Source organism: Calothrix sp. NIES-2100, from assembly GCF_963875285.1.
In the GTDB taxonomy this organism is placed as follows: Bacteria; Cyanobacteriota; Cyanobacteriia; order Cyanobacteriales; family Nostocaceae; genus Aulosira.
Map to the genome: position 1 here is coordinate 6,943,082 of NZ_CAWNLA010000001.1, position 23,791 is coordinate 6,966,872.

Genomic DNA, 23,791 nt, shown 5'->3' on the forward strand with positions numbered 1-23,791 from the left:
GTCAATTGTCAATTGTCATTGGTCATTGGTCAATTGTCATTGGTCATTGGTCAATTGTTATTGGTCATTGGTTGTTAAGGAAACTAGAAGCAATCAATTATCCAATCTTGTGAGATGCGCTAGACAGACCGTACTTTGGTATTAGCGGGCTTTCCGTCCCGCACCACAAGTAAATTTGGCATATTTATTGATTATCAACAATTGTGTTCATCTACTTAACAAATGACAAATGACAAATGACAAATGACAAAATACTATCTTCCCCACTGAAAAATTGCTGCACCCCAAGTGAGTCCAGCACCAAAGCCGGATGCAGCAATAATGTCATTGGGTTTGATTTTACCTTGCCGCACAGCTTCATCTAAGGCGATGGGAATGGAGGCGGCGGAGGTGTTGCCATAATTGGCGAGATTGCTAATAACTTTATCGTTGGGAATATTGAGGCGTTGGGCAACAGCATCCAAAATCCGCTGGTTGGCTTGGTGTAAAACTAGCCAATCTATTTGGTCAATGGTGAGGTTTGCCTGAAATAAGGTTTTGTCGATGACTTCTGGCACTTTTTGCACGGCAAAGCGATAGACTTCTTTGCCGTTCATCGTTATGGGATTGTATTTACCTTGGCTGATGTTGATGCCGGGAATCAGTTCGTGATCAGAGGCTTGATAGGCAAGATTCAGGTAGTGGTTTTGGCTGCCATCACTTTTGAGTGTAAATCCTAGCAAGCGATCGCTCTCATTGGCCTGCATTATCACTGCTCCGGCTCCATCACCGAACAATACACAGGTACGGCGGTCTTGCCAATCTACCCAACGAGAGAGGATATCTGCTCCTACCAAAAGTACATTTTGATATACGCCTGTTCTGATGTATTGGGCAGCAGTAACAAGTCCAAATACAAAGCCAGAACAAGCAGCAGTCAAGTCAAAGGCTACAGCTTTAGTCGCTCCTAATTCAGCCTGGATTTGACAAGCACTGCCAAACAGATCATCAGGGGTAGAGGTTGCCAAGATAATTAAATCCACATCTTCTGGTGTAATACCAGCTGCGGCGATCGCTTGACGACTGGCTTTAGCGGCGAGTACACTCAAAGACTCGGTTGGCAGAGCCAATCTTCTTTGGCGAATTCCTGTTCTGGTAGCGATCCATTCGTCTGATGTTTCCACCAGTTCAGTTAGCGCTTCATTTGCTAAGGAAGTTTCTGGTACAGCCGAGCCACTTCCGGTAATTGCTATGCCTAAATTATGCACTCCTTGTCTCCCGAACTCTCACCTATCAGCGGTTAGTAATTAGTAATCATTAGTCATTAGGTTTTACTATTGACTAATCACTGTTTTTGTGCTATTCAATGTTTTTTTTGGCTGATTGCTAACCACTATCACGCTGTAGGGCTTCATATTGAGACCGAAGTCGTTGTAGTACCTGGTTGTCTACAGCTTCTTTGGCCATGCGAACTGCATTAAAAACTGAAGGTGCTTGTGAGCTACCGTGACCAATCAAACAAACTCCGTCCACGCCTAAGAGCAAAGCACCGCCATGTTCTGCGTGATCCATGCGCTGCTTAATTCGTTTCAGGTTTGGTTTTAAAAGTGCTGAACCGATTTGACCATGCAATCCTTGGGGCAATTCTTCCCGCAAGATTTGCAAAATCACTTCTCCCACAGCTTCGGCAAATTTCAACAAAACATTGCCGACGAAGCCATCACAGACAATCACATCAAAGTTGCCAGAAAGCACATCACGCCCTTCGGCATTCCCAATAAAAGATATTTGGGAATTCTCGCGCAGTAATTGATGGGCGCGTAGAGCCACTTCATTGCCTTTGGTGTCTTCTTCGCCGATGTTTAACAAACCTACTTTTGGTTCGGCTGTACCCAGTACATACTGACTATAGGCAGAACCCATGACTGCAAACTGCTCTAAAAATTTTGGACGGCAGTCTACATTGGCACCCACATCAAGTATTAATACTGGCTTGCCAGCTTTAATTGTGGGAAAAACTGTACCAATTGCTGGGCGGTCGATTCCCGGCAATCGTCCTAAACGCAGCAAAGCGGAGGCCATAGCTGCCCCAGAGTGTCCGGCTGAGAACACAGCATCGGCTTGCTGCTGCTTCACCAGATCCATCGCCACATTAATTGAAGCCTTCCGTTTGCGCCTAACCGCGTTTAAAGGCTCCTCATCCATTGCGATCGCTTCCTCGGCAGAAACGATCTCTACCTCCGCCAGGCTTGTTTTTGGCGGCAGGGCAGCTTCAATTTGTTGGGGATCACCCACCAACAGGACTTTTACACCCAGTTCTTCTCGTGCTCGGATTGCGCCAGCTACGATTTCACCGGGTGCATGATCCCCTCCCATTGCGTCAATTGCGATCCTTACGCCAGTCGATCCCATTGCTTAGAGCTTTTAGAAACCTTACAAATTTTACCAGATGGCTTTACCGAAAAATCGGAACTTTATACTGCCAAATTACTCTTCCTACTACGCAAGAGGTTCTGGCAAGCCCAACATAACATGAATTGTGGGGGATTTGGGGGATGAGGGGGCAGGGGGACAAGGAGGACAAGGAAGATATTACTATTGTCCAATGCCCAATGCCCCATGCCCAATGCCCCATGCCCCATGCCCCATGCCCTTAACTCAGTACCCAGTCAACGAGGGTTCTGACACCGAAACCTGTCGCCCCTGGCCCGTTGTAGCCATTTTCTTTATCTGACCACACTGGGCCAGCAATATCTAAGTGTGCCCAAGGGGTGTCTTTGACGAATTGTTTGAGGAAAAGGGCGGCGGTAATCGCACCGCCGGGACGGGGGCCTGTATTTTTCATGTCGGCGATTCCCGACTTTAGCCCTTCAAAATATTTTTCTTCCATTGGCATCCGCCAAATCTTTTCTCCCGATGATGCCGCAGCTTTTTCTAGCTGGGAAGCTACAGTATCATCAGGAGTAAATAAACCTGCAATATCATCACCTAAAGCGATGACGTTAGCACCAGTGAGGGTGGCTAAATCAACGATCGCATTTACGCCTAATTTATCGGCATATACTAAGGCATCGGCTAGAGTTAAACGTCCTTCAGCGTCGGTGTTATTCACTTCAATAGTTTTGCCATTGGACGCTTTGAGGACATCGCCGGGGTGCATCGCACGACCGCTAATCATGTTTTCGGTCACTGCTGAGATAAAGTGTACTTCGACACTTGGCTTAATTTGGGCAATTGCTTTGGCTGCACCTAAAGTGGCGGCTGCACCACCCATATCAATTTTCATAGTTTCAATGCCGCTACCAGCGCCTTTAATGTTGAGTCCGCCGGAGTCGAAGGTTAAGCCTTTACCAATAATGGCTAGTTTACGTGTCGGTGTGCCTTCTGGCTTGTAAGTCAGGTGAATAAATTTCGGAGGCAAATCAGAAGCTTGGGCGACTCCTAAAAAAGCACCCATACCCAGCTTTTCACACTCTTCTTTTTCTAAGATTTGGATTTGTAAACCATAATCTTTAGCGATCGCTTGGGCAGTTTCCGCCATTGTAATCGGTGTTACAGCATTGGCGGGGGCTGCTACTAATTCTCTGGCTAAAATAACCCCAGAAACTATTTGATTTGCACGGTTAATGGCTGCTTCTTGTCCACTAAACCCTAGTAAATCTACTGTTTCTACTTGTGATTGTTTTTCTTCAGATTCTGATTTAAAGCGGTTATCTTGGTAAAGCGCCAGTTGTACACCTTCCGCGATCGCTTGGGCAGTTGCTGCCGGATCGTTGTTCCATAATGGAAAACTAAAACCTAAAACTTTACTTTTTTGCTTTTTGGCTACCCGGCCTACAGCCGCAGCAGCGCGTCGCAAAGAATCTAATTTGAGTGAGTCTGCTTTCCCCAAACCCACCACAATCACTTTTTTCACAGGGGTACTAGCAGCTATCCGAGTAAAAACAGTGCTATTGGCTTTACCCTTAAATTCTTCTTCAGCAATTAGTTCTTTTAAAATCCCGGAAAACTTGCTATCTAAAGTCGCCAGTTCACCAGTTAACTCTACTCCATCTTCAAATAAGCCAATTGCTAAAGTATCTCCTGTCCACTCTAATAGAGGCGTATCACTCGCTCGAATTACCATTTTGGGATTTTGTGTAAAAGTTCTTGTACCAGTATTGCTTAAAATTATCTATTCGTGCTTGGAAAAATCAGGGGCTAAGGGCTAGGGGAGACACAAGAGGGACAAAGGGGACAACCAACTATTGACTATTGACCAATATCAAACTTATTTGCGATCGCAGTCATGATATTTTGCTCTAACTCTGTAGTTTCACCGTTAATTTCAGCAATTTTTTGACACTGTGCTAACAAGGGGATAGCAAAATCACGATTAAGTTGATTTAGTAAGCTATCCAAAGGCTGGGGTGATTTGATATTTTCAGAAATCTGTTTTATTGAATTCTCACTCAAGTTGATGGCTTGTAATTCTGGGAGAATTTCTGCCCAAGTTTTGTCTGGATGGCTGGCGAGGATCATGTGTACTAAAATTTGATCCATTATCGCTTCTTGAGCGATCGCTGTTTCTAAGTACTTTTCACTTTCTTGTTTTAATGTTGTCAATGTCTGTTGAGAAGTCAGGGAGGTTGATTCATCCAACTTGGCTTCGTAAAATCGACAAGCAGCATACCCTAATGAATAAATCATTGTCGCATTGGAACTAGCTGCGATCGCTGCACCAGCAAAGGGTACATTTCGCAACAAGCCTAAGCCCGCAGCTTTCAACAGCCGACTACCGCCCAAAGCTAGACCAAAAATTGCTAAAACTTCACCCTTTCGCGCTGGGTCTTTTAAATCTTGTCCATAAGCGGCGGCTATTTGATAAAGCATTTCTGATTGCAATTCTGTTGTCGCCGCCAAATCAATTGCTAATAAAGCCGCAGCTACTCCTGGCAAAATACTAGTGGCTAAACCAATCCCTCCTGCTTGCGTAGCTTTGTCCACCATGATTCTGTGGGAAATCTGGCTGGGTGATTCTTGGGGATACTGTTGTTTTAGTTTGTTGACTATGTCTTGTGCTTTTTGCAAATTAACATTTTCACTAGCCCCAATCAACCAATTCAGATTTAAAACACCAGATAATTTGCGAATCAGCCAATTTTGACTTAGGCTATCAACTAACTTCCCAGTGTTTTGAGTTGATTCTTCAATTAACTTGTGTGTTTGTTTGGCAGCTGTTTCTCCTACCCAGATCAATGTTTCAGCAACTGACTCTAAAAATGATTGTTTATCTTTTTTTGTATCATCAGATAAATTATTGAGTTTAGGAAATTTTTCTGCCATTGCTTGGCACCTTCAGTGTAAAGCCTTGCTATCTTGGTTGTAGCAAAGCTTTGTTGTGCCTGACATCTCTCTGGAAGGATAAGCCGTTAGATTAACATCAAAGTTATATTTGATTTTTGAAAATCGAGCGCTTCAGATCCCCGACTTCTTTAGAGGTTGTTTGAAAAGTGATTGGCTGTGATTATAAGTACTTTCAGATCCCCCCTAGCCCCCCTTTTTAAGGGGGGAACTGGACTCAAAGTCCCCCTTTGAAAGGGGGATTTAGGGGGATCTAGAATTTTTTGCTACCGACGACAGGACTTTTAAAACATCCTCTTAAAAAGTCGGCGATCTTGTTGTTCACAAATGATCTAGGAATGCTATAGCCTTTCCTAAAAAACTGAGGTTCACCCAAATCTTTTTTACCCAGGTTAGTAGTTTTGAAAACGTACCTCACCCGGTAGGGAACCGCCATATACTAAACGTTTGTTGCAGCACGAATTTCTTGAATAATCTGGGAAATTTCTTCTTCAGACTGGATATGCCGTGATAAAACTTCAGCAGTTGATTGCAGCACCCGTTCAGAAAATGATTTGGCTAAGTCTTGCCGCAAACCCTGCCCAATGTAAAATTTAAGCAATGCCTCAACAGACATATCTCGACTTACAGCTACTTTTTGGAGTGAGTCTAAGGTATCTTTGGGTATTGCAATAGATACTGTTTCTACCGGACGCGGTTTTAAGTTTAATTGGAATTCTTCAGGCTTGTTCATATAATTTTCTTTCAGTACGAGTGGCCGGACGGGCAGAAATTATGCGTGTGCGCTTACCTCTTTCCACATAAACCACTAATAAGAGGCGACTAGCAAGAGAATAACCAACGATTAAATCTCGTTGCTCATCATTAGCAGTAGCGTCACCTATTTGATAAAACGGGTCGAAGAAAACTTCTGCGGCTTCTTCAAATGTAACTCCATGCTTTTCAATGTTGCTTTCTTCTTTATTTTGATCCCATTCAAATTCAATCCCTTGCAGCCGATAAAGGATATCCATTTAAGATTCCTCTTGATTAGTCAGGTGCATCTCCAAATTCAAGTGATGGGACTTTTTTGCTTCTACCTGACTGTATCGCCAACTTTCATCACCTGATTAAGCACAGTGCTACTTTCGAGAAAATTATTATCTCGCATGATTTCATAGAGATTAGTCTGATTCTCTAATAAGCAGGCGTGTCCACTCTCAGGCAAGACTACCATCTTGCTGTTGGGTATTATATTTACTAAACGTCTTACCTCCTCCACAGAAGGTAAAAGCCGATCCTGAAGACCGGCGATCAATAACACTGGTTGTGTAAGCTGACGTAATTGTGCTTCTTCTACATGAAACTCTCGCAGTAAAGCCAATCGCCACAGGATTGTTTCTGGCGGTACAGAACGCATACTTTTGAGTAATTCTTGGCGATCGCTCCTAGACATCCGTTGTAAAGATGCTAAAAATGGTAATAATCCCAGTGCGCCGATTTCGTAAAGCCAAGGATGCACTAGGTAAGTTAATTGAGAAGCCCAGTTTAACCAAGGACGTAATTGAAAGCTAGAAGCAGGGTTAATCAGGATAATCCGTTTAAACAACTGGGGTGCTTGGATAGCCACATTCATAGCTAAACAGCCACCAAACGACTCACCACACAGATAAATTGGTCGCTGGGAGTTTTTTTCTAGTTCGGTGTGGATTAGGTCAACTACATTATGGGTAAGTACTTCCCAAGTTGTCATATCTTGGCGTGGGATTGCTAAACAGCGGACATCAAAACCCATTTCCAATCCCGCAGTTTGCTCCCGCAATAGTTGACCTGTGCCATCCATTCCTGGCAAATACACAAACAACGGGTACTGTGGCTGTATGCGTTTAGACGTAAGGAAACACGGCTTTAACTCAACTTCTAACATTATCAAATTTTAATTTCTTATGTTAATTTTATTAAATTTAGCGTGCATTCTACAAACCGCAGCCACCCCTCTCCTCATAACGTAAGTTGCTAGTTGTCTGGGGATGAGGGGTGAGGGGGGACAAGGATGAGGGAGACGCAGGGAGACGGAGAATAACTATTGACTATTGACTATTGACAAATGACAAATAACTAATAACAACCTTGACGTAACAAACTGGCGATTTCACAATGACAATGTTCTGTCAGTTCAGCAACAACAGTTTTTGCTTGTTTTCCTTGATATTGTTGTTGTTGTTGAGGTTTAATCCAATATGGACGGCCGATTAACACCGCGACTCGACGATAGATGACTAAGGGATGCAAACCTGGTTGATTAAATAATGCTTCTGTTGGGTCGAATAAACTCAATAAGCGTAAAGGCACAGATGTGGTGTTCACTTCTTCCAAGGAGGCGATCGCGATCGGTAAAATCGCCAAGTCTCTCACAGATGCTCGCAATGCCAAATGCGCAAATCCCCGCTGAAATTCACCTACATTATGAGGCTGGGTAGATTTTACCATTGGTGCGGTTCCTTCGGGAAACACCCCAACCATCTGCTTGGACTGCAAGAGTAATTGAGATTGAGTAAAAAAGCTCTGCTGGCGTTGATGACTATCCTCTAAGGGAAAGCACCCCAATTGACCTGTAACCAGTTCCCGCAGAATTGGTACTTGTCCCATGTAATGATGGCAAGCAAAGCGGATGGGACTCGATAGCGCCGCCATCAAAATCAGAGCATCCATAAAGCTGCGGTGATTGCTGACGACTAATACGCTAGCATCATGGGGAATCCGATCTTCGTAATAACGAAACATGCGCGTTGATAAGGCCGCCAATGACAAACGAGAAATCAAAAGAGGGCTATTTAGACTCATAGCAATCAATAAATATATTTTTTGCGAAAATATCGCAGTTTATCTTGACTTAAGATTACATTTCTTCACCACTACCACGACCGTCTTAAGATAGAAATGTCTTCTTCTCAAAGTCAACTATATTTTCTGACTCCTATTTTCTGTATTGCCAGCGACAATAAATCCAATTGAAAGCTTTACTAACTATGTGTTCGCAGCTATTTTTTAACTATTGGCAGGAATTAGCTGGCTTTATATCAACCATAAAATAATTTGGTCTTGATAGATTTGCTAATATTAAGGTGTCATTTGAAAAAAAACTAGCAATGTTATATAATTACGTGGTTTTGCAGACAAAAGTAAGAGATAAAACGGTTTAATAAGTTGTTTTTTATTGTGCATGAATCTAGTGAATAAAAAAGCAAAAACATTTGCACTGACAACGCCCCTATATTATGTAAACGATGTCCCCCATGTTGGTAGTGCTTATACAACGATGGCTGCTGATGTCCTAGCTCGATTTCAAAGGCTGTTGGGAAATCAAGTACTGCTGATTACGGGTACTGATGAACATGGGCAGAAAATTCAGCGATCGGCAGAGAATCTTGGGAAAGCTCCCCAAGAATTTTGTGATGAAATATCTCTGGCTTTCTTTTCCCTATGGGAATTGCTCAATATTAAATACGATCGCTTTATTCGGACTACCGATTCTCGTCATGAAGCAATTGTCAAAGAATTTTTTCATCGAGTCTGGGAATCAGGCGACATCTACCAGGGACAACAAAAAGGCTGGTACTGTGTATCCTGTGAGGAATTTAAAGAAGAACGAGAACTACTAGAAGGAAAACGTTGCCCAATTCATACTAATAAAGAAGTTGAGTGGCGCGACGAACAAAACTACTTCTTCCGCTTATCCAAATACCAAAGTCAACTGCAAGAACTATACCAGTCTAGACCGGATTTTATCCAGCCTGCTAGTCGTCGGAACGAAGTCCTCAACTTTGTCAATCAAGGGTTGCAAGACTTTTCGATTTCCCGAGTCAATCTAGATTGGGGATTTCCTGTACCAGTAGATCCGAAGCATACTCTCTACGTCTGGTTTGATGCACTACTGGGTTATGTTACAGCATTGTTAGAACCAGATGCCCAACCAACTTTAGCAAATGCCTTAGCTAAATGGTGGCCGATGAACTTGCATTTAATAGGTAAGGATATCCTCCGCTTCCATGCAGTGTACTGGCCAGCGATGCTGCTGAGTGCAGGTTTACCATTACCAGAACAAGTTTTTGGCCATGGCTTTTTAACTAAAGATGGGCAGAAAATGGGTAAAAGTTTAGGTAATACCCTCGATCCCATCGATCTTGTCCAGCGCTATGGTAGTGACGCCGTTCGTTATTACTTCCTTAAGGAAATAGAATTTGGCAAAGATGGCGATTTTAATGAAGTTAGATTCATCAATGTTTTAAATGCAGATTTGGCAAATGATTTAGGTAATTTGCTCAATCGCACTCTCAACATGGTGAAGAAATACTGCGGCTCTAATGTCCCAGCAATTGCCAATGCAGCCATTCCGGCTGACAATCCTTTAAAAGCGATTGGGTTAAGTTTAGGGGAAAAGGTGAAACATGCTTACTGTACGCTAGCTTTCAGTCAGGCCTGCGAGGCTATCCTGTTGCTGGCGCAAGCTAGCAATAAGTTTATTGATGAACAAGCCCCTTGGTCATTATATAAACAAGGACAGCAGCAAGCATTGGAAAAAGTGCTGTATGCAGTTCTAGAATCAGTTAGACTAGCAGCTTATCTGCTGTCCCCAGTGATTCCGAATATCAGTAGCGATATTTATCAGCAATTGGGCTTCGGAATTAACTTTAACGATCCCACGGAAAGTGCGATCGCCGCACCTTTCGACGTTCATGCAACCTGGGGGCTACTATCCGATAAACAACAGTTGGGTACACCCCAACCAATCTTTAAGCGTATAGAACCCCCAAAAAACGATTAGTATTTTCAATTTTTGATTTTGCTTAGTCTCTAATTCTGTCAAAAAAAAAGCTTGGGGCTGTACTTATTAGCCCCGGCAGATTATCATAAATCGCTTTCACTTGCATGAGAAAAGTAAAAAACTGTATCAAAAATTACAAAAATAAAACTGAGGCATGACATCAATGTTGAATAATTTAGAAAATGACTCGATATTCACGCCGGAACAAGTTTTAGAAAATAGAGGTCGTGTAGCTATATTTATTGATGGCTCAAATCTATTTTATGCGGCACTGCAACTAGGAATCGAAATTGATTACACTAAGTTACTGTGTCGATTAACTGGTGGCTCTAGACTGTTACGTGCTTTTTTCTACACTGGTGTAGACCGCACCAACGAGAAACAACAAGGATTTCTGCTGTGGATGCGTCGCAATGGCTACAGAGTCATTGCCAAAGATTTAGTCCAGCTACCAGATGGCTCGAAAAAAGCCAATTTGGATGTAGAAATAGCAGTAGATATGATGGCTTTAGTTGATTCATATGATACAGCAGTCTTAGTCAGTGGTGATGGGGATCTAGCTTATGCAGTCAACTCAGTTAGCTATCGGGGTGTGCGAGTAGAGGTTGTAAGTTTACGTTCAATGACTAGTGATAGCTTAATCAATGTGAGCGATCGCTATATTGACCTAGAAGCCATCAAAGAAGATATCCAAAAAACCCCTCGCCAAAGCTATCCATACCGTCCTTTATCCGGTATGGGCTTTTTAGACGACCCACGAGATACTGATGGACATCTAGAAATTCAAGATTAATGAAGCAGGACGCAGATAAGCATCAAGATAGAAGAAGTTCTAGAAATCAGGGGGGAAGTAAAACACATTCCCCCCAATTCTTTTTAGGGAAATTTCTTAAGACTTCACCAATTAAGGTAAATTGGTTTTGCCTAACTCTCACATTTTTCTTAGTAGTCGGGTTAGTTGCTTGTAGCGGTAAATCTCCTAATAATAAAGCAAATAGTTCTGGTTCCTCTGGACAAAACCCAGATAGTAATTTGACTTTTTTTGGTGTCGCTTTTGAACAGTTTGATGAAGTCGGGCGACCGATTTGGAAAGTTAATGCTAAAGCAGCTAAATATACCAAAGAAAAACAAATAGGTGAAGCGGAAAGCCCCTATGGGGAACTATATCAAGATGGTAAAGTAGTTTACCAAATCAAAGCAGAACGAGCAGACATTGAACAGGATGGAAAGCAGCTATTTCTTAAAGGGAAGATAGTGGCTACAGATCCGAGTAATGGTATTGTATTGCGAGGTAATGAATTAGAATGGCGACCTCAAGAAGATTTATTGATTGTCCGTAACCAACTAAACGGTACTCACCAAAAACTACAAGCAGTAGCCCAGGAAGCCAAAGTTAAAACTCGCGAACAGCGGATGGAATTTTCCGGAGGGGTAATAGCAAACTCAATCGATCCGCAATTACAAATGCGAACAGAGCATTTAATTTGGCAAATTAAAGAAGAGAAATTAATTGGCGATCGCCCTGTACAAATTGACCGCTACAAAAATAATCAAATTACCGACCGTGGTCGCGGAAATGCTACAGAAATTAACTTAAAAACAAAGATTGCCACAGTCACAAAAAATGCCCAGCTAGAATTACTAGACCCACCAATGCAGATAACTAGTAATTCTATGACCTGGAACATGAATGCCGAAATTGTCACCACAAATTCGCCGTTGCGGGTGTTTCATAAAGCGGAAAATGTGACAGTAACCGCCAATCAAGGCGAAATGAAGATACCGCAAAAAACAGTTTATTTAACAGGCAATGTCAACGCAATTGGGCAGCGTCGCCAGTCTCTCAAATCGCGGACATTAACTTGGTATCTAGACAATAAATTAGTGGAAGCGCAGGGTAATGTAGTGTATCGGCAAATTGAGCCACCATTAAATTTTACTGGGGAAACAGCCGTTGGCAACCTGCAAACAGAAAATATAGTTGTCAAAGGCGGTAATAGTAGTGGTAGTAGAGTAGTTACAGAGATTATTCCTCAGGAGAAAGGTAGGAGGCAATAGTCAATGGGCATTGGGTATTGGGCATTGGGCATTGGGCATTGGGCATTGGTTAAATGTATTTCTACAAATGACAAATGACAACTGACTAATGACTAACTTTTAAAAATAACTTGATTGCGACTTGTTGCACCGAGTTCGGGTAATGTGTTGATGGTTGAGTGAGGGGTGAGAGATGCAGGGATTTGGGGAGATAGTTGGAACTTTTGTACTAGACGCTGTAATAATTGGTCTTGTCCAGTACGGAAACCTGATACATTATCACCCCGGTTGATGATCGCAAACCAGACCAAACCGCGATCGCGTGTTGGCATGACACCAGCTAAAGCGCTAACATCTCGCAAAGTCCCTGTTTTCATCACTGTACCAGCGGGCATGTGTCTGGAGTGCAGTGTTCCTCGATGATCGAACCCAGACATGGGAAATAGATCGGCTAAAGTGAGATTACGAGCCACTGCTTCTTGTTGCATTGCCATTAACATCGCACAAACAGCTCGCGGAGAAATGCGATTTTCTGGGCCTAATCCCGAACCATTGATTAACTGAATTTCTGCATCTGGAACTCTAGCCAACCTTGCAGCAGTAGATTGGACTACAGTATGTCCTCCTACTGACTCTGCTAGCATTTCTGCGATGTCGTTGTTGCTGAAAACGTTCATCTCTTTGATAATTTGTCTCAAAGGTAAAGAGAGATGACGAATCAGCACAGCGTGTTGAAGATTTGGCTGCGCTTCAACTTTCACAGTCCCCGCGATCGCCACTTGCGGCTTTGGTGTTCCCTTGGGCATAATCGAGTGAATGTAAACCGCAGGACGAGTCCAAGTAGCAGAATTGAGAGCTTGCTTAAATAATTGACCTGCTAATAGCGGATGACGCTGGAAATTCATGGCAAAAGAGCCAGTAATCACCAAATTTCCCTTCACCTGCTTGATACCCATGCGGTTGAGAGTATTACCAAGAGCGATCGCTTCTTCCCAAACCATCATTGGATCGCCACCACCAGTAATCACCAAATCACCCTGCAATACCCCATTCACTACTGGCCCTGTAGCGCTGATTAAAGTTTCAAATTGGTGATCTGGTCCCCAAGTTTTGAAAGCAACTAGTGAGGTAGCAATTTTAGTTAAAGAAGCAGCCGGTAGAGGTGTTGTTCCTTGGTGATTAGCCATCAGCATCGGCCCCGACTGCATCCAAATTCCCTGGCTTTCTGTGAGATTTTGGGCAATTAGTTTCGATGTAATCAGCCCCTTGAGATATTCTTGGACTGTATTAGCACTAGCTGGATTTGGATCAGGAGCCAGAACTAAGCCAGGGCTACTTTGCCAAGCCAATGCATCTAAAGCATCTAAGGGCTTGATCTGTAAGCCAGCCATTTCCAGCCAGATCGAAACTAAACCTGAACTCAATAACTCCAGCATTCTTGATTCCTCTATTAGGATTATTTACGATGTGCGAACTAGTTTACAGTGCTAATATACAAACTTTTTTATGCTGATCAGCATGGAGTCACAATAACTGGTGTTTTTACTATGTAAAAGTAGGGCAGATAACATAGATAATGTGTGATTTTTTAATCAGCAACTACACCAGTAAATTGTCAAAACTACAAGCTCTAAAAAGGGTAAATATCATTTCACCCCAACAATGGTATTTGGTTAAGCAAAATTAAAGTTCCAGGTGGATTTCAGGGCACACCCTGAAGCAGGTATAATTAATTTTTTGATGTACTTACACACCTTGGTAAAGAAAATTTCCCCAGAGAAATCTATCTGTATCAACAGTTGTGTGAATTGGTATAACACTATAACACCAATTCAGCAATAGTTCTGCCTAAAAAATATCTCATAGGGCATTTTTAGTAGAGACTTACAAAAAATAAAGGCATTGCTGAATAAGGGGATGATTGAGGCTGACGCAAAGACTGGGAGATGCGGTGACGCGGTAATTATTTTTGATGAAAATTCCAAAATCATCCGGCAATTATGCAACGCCAAAATAAATTACCCATATTCCGTAGTAGTGCGAGCATCTTGCTCGATGAATGAACATCTGCGAGCGTCTCGCTCGCACTACAACCCCACAACTTCCTATGCCCCATGCCCCATGCCCCTAAAAATACTCCACCCTTGCATCTAAACCATATGAGCGTAGCATTTTCGAGAGATTTTCTGCTTCTGCCCGATTGCCAAATCTCCCAGCATTGACATAATCCCCTAAACCTGATTTTTCGACAACAGGATTAGCTATATACTGACGTACTTTGTTGAGAGTATCGGCATTATGAAGCGGTACTACTACTACATAGCTTTTTTGATTAGTATTAGCATTAGCAGTATTCTCGCCCGTAGAATTATTCAAACCTAAGGCATTCCAAGTTTGTGCATCTACATTTCCCGTGGGAGTCAGCCGAGAATATTGCTGAAAAGCATACACATATGCCCTAGTATTTTCACCGTAATAACCATCAGGGTTGCCATTAAAAAAGCCTAATTGTAACAACCGCTCTTGAATTGCTTTGACATTCTCCCCACTGTCACCAATGGTGAGATAATTTCTGCTTGGTTGAGTAGATGGTTGAGCATATGCAGTTCGCCCAACTGAACGTACTGCTTCCAACGCTTGGATATTGGCTATCCCATCAGCAGCTAGTTGATAATCTCGCTGGAATCGGATCAGAGCATCCCTAGTCATAGGGCCAAAATTACCAGTCGGTGTAGCTGTTAAGTATCCCAACTCTCGTAAACGTTCTTGCAGTTCTCTGACTTGTTCAGGAGAAAGACTAGTTCTGTCTGGTAATACACCAGGGGAGGGATTGAGCAGTCTGTTCCAAGTTTGTTGATCGGTAATGCCATTGGCAGATATGCCAGAATTTTGCTGGAATGCAATTAAAGCATCTCTAGTGAGGGGGCCAAAATTCCCAGTAGGATTAGTATTCAAATAACCTAACTGTTGTAACCGCTGTTGTAACCTTGTTACTGCTGGGCCTTGACTACCTTGAGACAAAAGCGGATAATCACCTCCTTGGCTGGGTCTATTCAGTGGGGTAACAACAGCATTAGTACGACCTCTAGAAGGTTGCTGAGAGCGAATTAAGGCCTGCTGAGTTTGCGGGCCAAAATAGCCTGTAATGGGGCCTTGAAAATAGCCTAAGCGCTGTAAACGTTGTTGTAGTTTGACAACTTCTGGGCCTCTGCTACCTAGTCGCAGATTACTATTGACATTACGGTTAGTGGTTCTACTTTGGCAGACTTGTTGTAGCGATCGCTGTGTACCAACGCCAACCACTCCATCCGCCGGTAATTTCTTAGCTTGCTGGAAAGCGATGACGGCTTGCTGGGTTATTGAACCAAAGTTACCATTGACAGGGCCATTAAAGTATCCTAACTTTTTCAAACAACTCTGGATGTTTGCTACTTCCGGGCCATTACTGCCTAATTTTTGCAGTGCTAAACTTTGCTCAGCTATACTGACAATACTCAAGGTGATTGCTACAGATAAAAAACGCATCACAACTGTGCTGGATAGCTTTGTCCAATTCCAGAATCGGAAATTAAAGGGAACAATCTTAGGGCTTTGGGATACTTCGGAGAATGAGACAATAGGTAGATCGCTGATAATTTCCATCATATAGAGGGCGCTTTGATTAGGGGCTAGGGGCTAGTCAAGGGGGATGCGGGAGCAGAGAAGACAAAGGATAACTGATTATTGACTAAGTAAAAATTTTGATAACTTTTGTTGTGCGATCGCGTCATCTAAGTATCTCAGTAGATGAACATCACAACAATGACAGGGAACTTGTAACAGAGAAAACTAGGTTACCCATAATTCACCTCACGTTCAACCTGCCTTGTCATACAAGGATGATTACGCCCAAAAGGGGCGAGGCTTTAAACTTTTACCTCTATTTGTCAAGTTACTTTTTAGCTCAGTTGGTGAGGAGTTTTGGCTACCAGTATACTATAGTATAAATAAAACTTGAAGCAATTAATACATAAAAAAAATAACCTGGTAAGAAAGCCTTTTCCAGGTGCATGAAATATTTGTTTAGTGAAAATTTCTCACCCTATCTATTGGTCTTGTTTGGGTGCTTCTGGCTGTTGTACTTCCTCGTTGTCGTCAGCTCGTTGCGTATTACCTGCTTTTACCCAACCTTCTTGATTGGTCTCTTCTTGGCGAATTTTCTGCCAGACTTTATCATCGCTTTCTTCTAAAATCACCACTTTTTGATTAAAACCAATCCCACCAACACGTTGAGCATCTTGTTTTGGTTCGGTTCGCAAACTCAAACCTTGAGGCCAAGTAACTTTTCCACGATAAGCTCCCGCTGGTAATGGTTTTGGTGATTCCTCAGCTTTGGGCGTTTCTGTGGGAGTAGGGGAGGGGGTAGGACTAGGAGATGCTTCGGGGGAAGATTCAGTGGTTTTGGCGACTTTTTCCGTTGGTTTTGGCGATTGGGTTCTCTGTGATGGGTGATCGTTGGAAAAAATTGGTTTTGTCGGGGGTATAGCAGTTCGATTCATGAAATAAAGCGCTGTGGCAACACCACTACCGATTAAAATAGCGATCGCCAATAAAAACCCTAGTATAAATTTTAGTACGTTAGAAAACATAATTTATAAATGGTCACTGGTCATTTGTTATTTGTCAATGGTCATTGGTCATTTGTCAATGGTCATTGCCTATTGCCTATTTATTATTGCAGCTGCATTTCAATATAGAGGTTCTCACTGGGATGCAATACAAGCAAGGCCGGGGAAACCCCGCGCCTACATACTTTGGAAAACCGCTATCGGCTAACGTAGCTTACCGAAGCTATCACTTAAAGGAGCCTGTTTCGATGCTAACCTTGCTCGTCCAGCCGCAGCCCATTCTTGTAGTTGCTGAATCTGCTCGACAGCAGTGCGCGCCAAGGGGATGATCTGACTAGCAGCTTCTAAAATGTCATCGTTAGTAAAGTCACGATTTTGACTAAATCCGATATGCATCGCTTCTATTAAAGTTTGTTCAATCTCAGCCCCAGAAAAATCTGGTGTCTCATATGCTAGCCTGTCAATGTCATAACTTTTCAAGTTATGGGGACGCAGTCGGGATAAATGAACGTTAAAAATTGCTTTTCTTTCTTCTTGCGTCGGTAAACCTACAAAGAAAATTTCATCAAATCGCCCTTTACGCAGCATTTCTGGTGGTAAAGCTTGGATATCGTTAGCGGTAGCGACAACAAAGACAGGTGAGGTTTTTTCGGCTAACCAGTTAATAAATGTTCCAAATACCCGGCTAGTTGTACCAGCATCGCCTTTACTACCTAGTCCAGAAAAGGCTTTATCTATTTCATCAATCCACAAAATACAGGGTGCTAAAGCCTCGGCTACTTGGATCATTTGGCGTGTGCGTGATTCTGATTCCCCTACCAAACCACCAAATAACCGCCCAACATCTAAGCGTAATAAGGGTAAATGCCAATGATGGGCGATCGCTTTTGCGGTTAAAGATTTCCCTGTACCCTGAATACCCACCAACATTAAACCACGCGGGTGCGGTAATCCGTACTGCCTAGCGCGTTCGGTAAATGAACCACCCCGACGCAACAGCCAATCTTTAAGGTTATCTAGTCCGCCAATATCGGAAATTTGCTCAGTGGCGGGGTAAAAGTCCAAAATTTGGGTTTGGCGGATAGTTTGGCGTTTTTCTTCCAATACCAAATCTACATCTTCCGGTTGCAATTCCCCGTGGGTGGCGATCGCTTTTGCTAAAACCCGGCGAATCCTTTCCATTGATAGCCCTTGACAGGAGCGTACCAAATCATCTATGACTTTACTACTAAGAGAATGACCAGTAACTTGCAGCAGCCGTTCCACCTCGATTTTAATTTCGGCGGCGGCTGGTAAAGGAAATTCCACAACTGTCAGCACTTCGGTTAAGTCGTCAGGAATCGCAATTCGCGGCGACAAAATCACTATATTTTTTGGTTGCGACTTCAGCAATTTGGCGAGGTTGCGGAGTTTGCGGGCGATCGCTACATCTTCCAAAAACCGATGATAATCTCGCAATATCACCACCCCTGGCGCTGCTGCGGATAATTTTTCAATAAATTCTAAAGCTTGCAGCGGGTTGCGTCGTCCAAAACCCGCATCATTGGGATTTCCTTGGTAACCATCAACAAAATCCCACGTATATACGGGACGATTACCTTGATTTGTTGCTTCTTCCCGAATCGCTGCTTCTACCCGTTCCTCTTCATATGTAGGAATATAAATCAAAGGATAACGGGCACGTAGCAGCAGTTTAAACTCATCTCGGAAGGTCATGAACTTACTCCTATCAGTTTGGGCATGGGGCATTGGGCATTGGGCATTGGGCATTGGGCATTGGGCATCCCTTCTCTGCGAGACGCTTCGCGAACGGCTTCTCTTCGAGACGCTTCGCGAACGCTCAGGGCAAGTGGGCATTGGGCATTGGGCAATAGTCATTTGTCTTCCTTGTCTCCCTTCCCTTGTCCCCCTTGTCCCCTCTGCCCCCCTGCTCCCTCATCCCCTCAATGCTTGCTTCTGTTTGAGTTGTATTGCAATCCTAAATCATTCGTGAACAACAATATCCCCGACTTCTTCAAGAAGTCGGGGATCTGAGTCTTTCGATGTTTAGAAGCAGGAGTATTTTCGGGTAAGTGGGCATATATGCGCACACCTTTTCCATTATTTATATAATATCCTGTCAACAATTCAAAAGTCAATAGTTGGGAACTTAACTATCCCGGAAGTTGCTTTTTCAGTGCTTCCAAGGAAGCCCAACGCTTGTCAACAGAGTTTTCGGAACTACTATCAGCACTACGATTGAGAATACCTGGACAATTGCGATCGCAAAGCTGGCGTTGCGGCATTGCTAAACACATTTGCTCGTACAGCCATTCACTAGGATAAAAATAGCCATCAGGTGGGAGACTTTCTAACAAATCTTCTACCGCTACTTCTCTCTCTAATGGTAAGTCTTGTGATTGATTAGCTGTGGCATCTAACCAAATTACTTCCTTGGTATCAATTGCTAAACGCTGATTGTATTGCTGTAAGCAGCGGTTACAAGTACAAGTAATAATAGCTTCTGCCTGCCCAGATACTTCTAAGTAATTACCATGATGCTGCACCAGGATTACACCGCGAACTGGGGTCAAAGTTTCCAAACCAGGCAGAAAATCCTTAACTTGAATTTCCTCTGTCCGCTCCGGGGCTTTGGTGAGCTGCGGAATAAAAATTGCGTCCATAGGATTTGTGAGACATCCTCACTAAACGAAAATTAGTGTAATTACCAGCAAAATTGCTGATACAAGATCTATATTTTAGCTTTTAGCGACCCTGGTCAACAGTCAACAGTAATTTGTCTCCCTCATCTCTACTCAGGTGCGAGCATCGCTGGACGAACTACAAGATGACGATGTGGTTCTTTTCCTCGGCTAAAGGTTTCTAAATCAGCAAATTCTTTTAAAAATGTATGAATTTGCCGCCTTTCTGCGGAACTTAGGGATTTTATTTCTACTTCTCTCCCTGTAGCTCGCACTTCTTCCGAAGCAGCCTCTGCTAATGTGCGAATTTCGGCTTCTCTTTTGACTCGGTAGCCATTCAACTCAATGGTATAAGAAGCTTGGTCTTCTGGTGGTTGGTTGATGTTCAGTACTGAATTAGCTAGGTACTGAATTGCATCTAGAACTGATCCATCAGCCCCGATCAAAATGCTGATTTGTTCAGGATTGAGTTTGGTTTCATCAATTGTCAACCAGTAATTATCTGGTTCTTCGGAGTCGCCGCTCTGAGGTTGAGCTGGTTCTAAATTACCCTCAACCTCAGCAGATACCCCAGTAAGGAGCAGCAATGTTTTTAACCATTCCTGCCCTCGCTGCATGGGATTGTTGCTCATGATCAATTTGTAGCCTTTTTCTTAGAACTTTTTGGCTCAAATGGCAATGCTTTCTGTTCTGCCACTGCTGCTTCTTTTTCTTGGGTTGCTACGATTTTTTGCAACTCTTCCGGTAAGGGTTCGCGTGAGAGAATAAAGGTTTGCAGAGTTTGGAAGATATTCCCAATTACCATATACATCAAAACCCCAGCTGGTAAGGGGAAGAACAAAAACATCCCCGAAAAGATGACAGGGGTAATTTTGTTGACTGTCTCCTGCTGTGGGTTACCACCGCTAGAATTTTGCCCGGAAAGAAGTTGGCTGACGTAGAGACTGATGCCAAAAAAGATCACCATTCCCACAATATCCCAGTGGATTGTGCCGTCGGGATCTTGTGCGCCTACTCTACCTAAGGCATCAATGAACAGGAATCCTTTATCTGCTGCTAATCCAGGAATAGTGCCTTGAAGTGTCACATCTCCTGGCTGTAAGGCTTCTATGTTGCCCTCAGCGTCAATTTTGATTCTGTCTTCGCCTTTGGTAATTTTCCATTCAGGAATCAATTTATTTTCTGGGTGTTCTGCCAAAAGCACCTGAAATGGTTTGCCTTCAACAGTCTGGTATTGTATCTTAGTGCTTTCTCCTACTGCTAACTTATTGCCTCCGGGGAGAATCGCAGTCACGGGAATATGTTCCCCATCAGCAATGTAGATGTTTTGGGGAGCAGTAGCAAAGGCTTGAGGTTGAATTCGTTCGATTTGTTCGGCGGGAAATATTTGCAGATTAACGCTGTAGTTGACACCAGCAAAGGGTGAACCCCGCAAAGTGGCAAACAACGCCAACAACACTGGCATTTGCAACAGCAATGGTAAACAACCAGCTAGAGGGTTGCCAAATTCCTTTTGAACATTGACCATTTCCTCTTGCTGCTTTTGCGGATCGTCTTTATAACGCTCCTTAATTTCTGCCATCCGCTTTTGCATCAAAGGCTGCACAATCCGCATCCGCCGCATATTCCGAATGGAACCAGCACTCAGGGGATAGAGCGCAAAGCGGACTATCAATGTTAAAGCAACGATCGCCAATCCATAGCTGGGAAAAATACCATAGAAAAAGTCTATGATCGGCAGCATCACGTTGTTCGAGAGAAACCCGATACCAAAATCCATTATTCTGAATTCAACCTGAGGTACTGTAAACTAACTGAATCTAATTTATCTAAATCATGATTTGTCTGGGACTATCATCAACTACGGATAGCCGCCCATGATATGAAAAAGTGAATGCTAAAATCAACTGGGCCAAAATTGCTGAGAAGCCAGCCGCATAAGTAGGTTTCACTACTTCAACAGACTGGCGCTGCTGAGTAAGGGAAGGTGTTTGACTCAGCAGTTGATGGTACTTGATTACTGGGCAGCAGTAGTATATTCAGGATTTTTGGCAGCCACTTTTTCGTTAATGTAGTCATAAACTTCCCGGAAATTAGGAATAGCCCGCATTTCTAACCGACTGCCATTTCTCAGGGTTAGCACCATATCTCCCCACATGCCTACACCACGGGGAACTTTGACAATTTTGACAATTTCTGCATAAATCACGTCAGTGCGATCGCGTCCCATCCAACCCCCAGTTATGGTAACTCGGCGATCGGTAATTCGGAAGCGTAGCCACAAAGCTCTGACAATTGCACCAACTGTCAATGGGATGCCGACGACAGTTAATCCAATTAGCAAATTGAGAATCAAATCCCCAACGTGAGGGCCACCTTCATAATAAATTTCTTCACGAATGCCCATTGAGTACCTCGGCTTGTGCTAACAACTGCTCTAATTCTTGCAGAAATTCTTGGCTTACGCACTCTCGTTCTGCTGCTGTTGGTTTCACAACTACCACTAACCGCCATCCAGGTGACAATCTGGGCAACAACTGATACAAAGCTACCGTTATCTGCCGCTTAATCCGGTTGCGGACTACTGCACGCTTGCTGACTTTTGTGCTAATGGAAATGCCAAATTTTGTGCTATCCAGAAGTGCTTTCTGGGTTAACTGAGTATTTTCAGGGGCAGTATCCATAGAAGACTGACCCGAAGACGGCGGTTTCAGTGCCCTTAAAGTGAAATAAGAACTATGTCGCCGAATTCCTTCTCGGAAAACTGCCTGGAAATCCTTGCGGGATTTTAGCCGATGCGCCTTGGGCAAAGCCACAGCTGCTCTTTCGCCTAATCTGCCCTAAACACTCAGACGATGACGACCCTTGCTTCTTCTAGCTCTGATCACATTTCTGCCGTCTGGAGTCCGCATTCTAGCGCGAAAACCAGAGGTTCTCTTTCTCTTACGGTTAGTACCGCCCAGTGTTCTTTGCATACTGTACTCCTCTTCCGTGATTTCTATAAAAAGTCACAATCTATTATTGTATCACTATTGTGCGGGAAATGTAGGGATTTTGGTCAAGAGTCCATAGTCAAAAGTCAACAGTCCACAGTCCACAGTCTAGAATTTCTTGACCAATGACCAATGACCAATGACCATTGACCATTGCCTCAATTAATACTCATCACCCATGTTCCCAGATAACGTAATAGTGGCACATCACCAGGGGAAAGAATTTGGCAGTTAAAATAGTAAATTCCGCCAAAACTTGGGTTTTTGACATTAGATAATACTACTTCCACTTTACTACCTGCTGGTACTGGTTCTTGGGGATAAATTTGAATCACGCGACCTTCTTTATCCCACTTCACCTCGGAAAGGGGAACAGCTTTGCCTTTGACCATCACCTCAACCTGTTTGGGGTCAAAATTCCCTTTGTAATAATCAGGGTATGTAATCGCAAATTGCGCTACAGCTAATTTCATTTTTTGGGCGGGAATTCTTAGTATATATCTATCCCAACCATCAGCTTGTCCACCAAAATCTAGGCGATAGGGTAGCTGATTTTCGCCTTTGACTCCGCTAAATAATGTCAATCCTGGTAAACCCTGTGCCCAGCTTACAGCTTGAAAACCCGTTAGCAAACAGCTAGTCACGGCTAAGGTAGAAAGTAAACGTCGCATATTTTAAGCTCCTCTCTCAGATAGTATGTTAGTTATTTAAATCACTACAAGTTTAGTCTTTGCCACTAAACAGTAGTCCAGAATTTACTCAAAATAGACGACAAATACCAGTTAGAAGTGCCGCTTGTTGAGGATATCTGAATAAGAGCTTTTTAAGTAATATTTCTGACATAATTTTTCTTCACCTCACTACCATTACGTACTAGCAATTTGATTTCCCAGGTTCTTAGTCAGCACGCTCGCGTCCTAGCTACAAAGCTAGAAAGGAAGACGAACTGTCTTTTTGAACATAGATAGAAACACAGTTGGGATGAGATTGTGTTTCTGAATATGTATAAGTGTATCTAACTTGTAAGAGTTTTGTGATAAAAATTGAGTGATACAATGAGCGATCGCTCTTTAACTTGGGTTAAATTGAGAAAACAGAGCGGGAATCCCAGTAGTAACCCTTCAGAATTTAGTTGAGAAATTCTTAAGTTTTTCTAATTCGATGCATATTGCACTATCTAATAGAAGAATACAAAATTTTCCCATCCCGAAAATAAGCTGAAGACACAGAAAAAAAGGCTGAAGTATAAAGGATGAAGTATGAAATTAAGGCGACCATAATGCGAAAAGTTGAAGTTTTGTGTTGCCAGGGTTAAGAAACATCAAACAAGTTGCATCGAGGCTTGTA

The 23,791-nt window shown here is 43.0% G+C and carries 22 protein-coding genes; 3 read left to right on the plus strand and 19 right to left on the minus strand.

Going from position 1 to position 23,791, the window contains the following annotated elements; genetic code table 11:
- Positions 1 to 254 precede the first annotated feature (254 nt).
- The 8 genes from AACU32_RS28250 to AACU32_RS28285 all read right to left on the minus strand — a co-directional run bounded on the left by AACU32_RS28250 (position 255) and on the right by AACU32_RS28285 (position 8,145).
- Positions 255 to 1,247, minus strand: coding sequence for a beta-ketoacyl-ACP synthase III (locus tag AACU32_RS28250; protein WP_096604534.1), 993 nt, complete (start codon positions 1,245 to 1,247; stop codon positions 255 to 257).
- A 118-nt stretch (positions 1,248 to 1,365) separates the two neighbouring features.
- Positions 1,366 to 2,391, minus strand: a complete 1,026-nt coding sequence (plsX, locus tag AACU32_RS28255) for a phosphate acyltransferase PlsX (RefSeq protein ID WP_096604536.1) — start codon at positions 2,389 to 2,391, stop codon at positions 1,366 to 1,368.
- A 241-nt stretch (positions 2,392 to 2,632) separates the two neighbouring features.
- Positions 2,633 to 4,105, minus strand: a complete 1,473-nt coding sequence (locus AACU32_RS28260) for a leucyl aminopeptidase (protein ID WP_096604540.1) — start codon at positions 4,103 to 4,105, stop codon at positions 2,633 to 2,635.
- 125 nt (positions 4,106 to 4,230) lie between these two features.
- Positions 4,231 to 5,304, minus strand: a complete 1,074-nt coding sequence (locus tag AACU32_RS28265) for an EcsC family protein (protein ID WP_096604542.1) — start codon at positions 5,302 to 5,304, stop codon at positions 4,231 to 4,233.
- A 457-nt stretch (positions 5,305 to 5,761) separates the two neighbouring features.
- Entirely contained in the window at positions 5,762 to 6,055 is a 294-nt protein-coding gene (locus AACU32_RS28270) for a hypothetical protein (protein ID WP_096604544.1), read from the minus strand.
- Positions 6,042 to 6,335 (minus strand): BrnT family toxin, encoded by a 294-nt coding sequence (locus AACU32_RS28275; RefSeq protein WP_096604546.1) that lies wholly within the window; start codon positions 6,333 to 6,335, stop codon positions 6,042 to 6,044. Before AACU32_RS28275 ends, AACU32_RS28270 begins: the two co-directional genes overlap by 14 nt.
- Before the next feature lie 62 nt (positions 6,336 to 6,397).
- Positions 6,398 to 7,228 carry an alpha/beta fold hydrolase gene (locus AACU32_RS28280; protein ID WP_339378337.1) on the minus strand — a complete coding sequence of 277 codons (831 nt, stop codon included), beginning with the start codon at positions 7,226 to 7,228 and terminating at the stop codon, positions 6,398 to 6,400.
- 191 nt (positions 7,229 to 7,419) lie between these two features.
- Entirely contained in the window at positions 7,420 to 8,145 is a 726-nt protein-coding gene (locus AACU32_RS28285) for a lysophospholipid acyltransferase family protein (RefSeq protein WP_096604548.1), read from the minus strand.
- Positions 8,146 to 8,524: 379 nt separating this feature from the next.
- On the opposite strand from AACU32_RS28285, the gene metG reads away from it, so the two are divergent.
- The 3 genes from metG (at position 8,525) to lptC (ending at position 12,184) form a co-directional block, all read left to right on the plus strand.
- Positions 8,525 to 10,126, plus strand: coding sequence for a methionine--tRNA ligase (metG, locus tag AACU32_RS28290; protein WP_096604550.1), 1,602 nt, complete (start codon positions 8,525 to 8,527; stop codon positions 10,124 to 10,126).
- A 163-nt stretch (positions 10,127 to 10,289) separates the two neighbouring features.
- Complete coding sequence (locus tag AACU32_RS28295) at positions 10,290 to 10,919, plus strand: LabA-like NYN domain-containing protein (protein ID WP_096594194.1); 630 nt, start codon at positions 10,290 to 10,292, stop codon at positions 10,917 to 10,919.
- On the plus strand, positions 10,919 to 12,184 hold the full coding sequence (lptC, locus tag AACU32_RS28300; RefSeq protein WP_096604552.1) for an LPS export ABC transporter periplasmic protein LptC: 1,266 nt from the start codon (positions 10,919 to 10,921) through the stop codon (positions 12,182 to 12,184). Before AACU32_RS28295 ends, lptC begins: the two co-directional genes overlap by 1 nt.
- 92 nt (positions 12,185 to 12,276) lie before the next feature.
- Here the strand turns inward: lptC and AACU32_RS28305 are convergent, their stop codons facing one another.
- The 11 genes from AACU32_RS28305 to AACU32_RS28355 form a co-directional block, all read right to left on the minus strand.
- Positions 12,277 to 13,599 carry a D-alanyl-D-alanine carboxypeptidase gene (locus AACU32_RS28305; RefSeq protein WP_096604554.1) on the minus strand — a complete coding sequence of 441 codons (1,323 nt, stop codon included), beginning with the start codon at positions 13,597 to 13,599 and terminating at the stop codon, positions 12,277 to 12,279.
- Between the two features lie 691 nt (positions 13,600 to 14,290).
- On the minus strand, positions 14,291 to 15,808 hold the full coding sequence (locus AACU32_RS28310) for a peptidoglycan-binding domain-containing protein (protein ID WP_339378338.1): 1,518 nt from the start codon (positions 15,806 to 15,808) through the stop codon (positions 14,291 to 14,293).
- Between the two features lie 440 nt (positions 15,809 to 16,248).
- A complete protein-coding gene (locus AACU32_RS28315; protein WP_096604558.1) occupies positions 16,249 to 16,791 on the minus strand; it encodes an SH3 domain-containing protein in 543 nt (180 codons plus the stop codon).
- Positions 16,792 to 16,974: 183 nt separating this feature from the next.
- Positions 16,975 to 18,486, minus strand: a complete 1,512-nt coding sequence (locus AACU32_RS28320; RefSeq protein ID WP_096608218.1) for an AAA family ATPase — start codon at positions 18,484 to 18,486, stop codon at positions 16,975 to 16,977.
- Between the two features lie 437 nt (positions 18,487 to 18,923).
- Positions 18,924 to 19,433, minus strand: a complete 510-nt coding sequence (locus AACU32_RS28325) for a YceD family protein (protein WP_096604560.1) — start codon at positions 19,431 to 19,433, stop codon at positions 18,924 to 18,926.
- Between the two features lie 128 nt (positions 19,434 to 19,561).
- Entirely contained in the window at positions 19,562 to 20,083 is a 522-nt protein-coding gene (locus AACU32_RS28330) for a R3H domain-containing nucleic acid-binding protein (protein ID WP_096604562.1), read from the minus strand.
- A 2-nt stretch (positions 20,084 to 20,085) separates the two neighbouring features.
- Positions 20,086 to 21,231, minus strand: coding sequence for a membrane protein insertase YidC (gene yidC / locus AACU32_RS28335; protein WP_096604564.1), 1,146 nt, complete (start codon positions 21,229 to 21,231; stop codon positions 20,086 to 20,088).
- Between the two features lie 237 nt (positions 21,232 to 21,468).
- Positions 21,469 to 21,858, minus strand: a complete 390-nt coding sequence (locus AACU32_RS28340) for a PH domain-containing protein (protein WP_096604566.1) — start codon at positions 21,856 to 21,858, stop codon at positions 21,469 to 21,471.
- Positions 21,845 to 22,267, minus strand: coding sequence for a ribonuclease P protein component (gene rnpA, locus AACU32_RS28345; protein WP_096604568.1), 423 nt, complete (start codon positions 22,265 to 22,267; stop codon positions 21,845 to 21,847). Before rnpA ends, AACU32_RS28340 begins: the two co-directional genes overlap by 14 nt.
- A gap of 24 nt (positions 22,268 to 22,291) precedes the next feature.
- Positions 22,292 to 22,426, minus strand: a complete 135-nt coding sequence (rpmH, locus tag AACU32_RS28350; protein WP_096604570.1) for a 50S ribosomal protein L34 — start codon at positions 22,424 to 22,426, stop codon at positions 22,292 to 22,294.
- A 176-nt stretch (positions 22,427 to 22,602) separates the two neighbouring features.
- Positions 22,603 to 23,115: a DUF2808 domain-containing protein gene (locus AACU32_RS28355; protein ID WP_096604572.1), complete on the minus strand. Its 513-nt coding sequence runs from the start codon at positions 23,113 to 23,115 to the stop codon at positions 22,603 to 22,605.
- Positions 23,116 to 23,791: the final 676 nt, after the last annotated feature.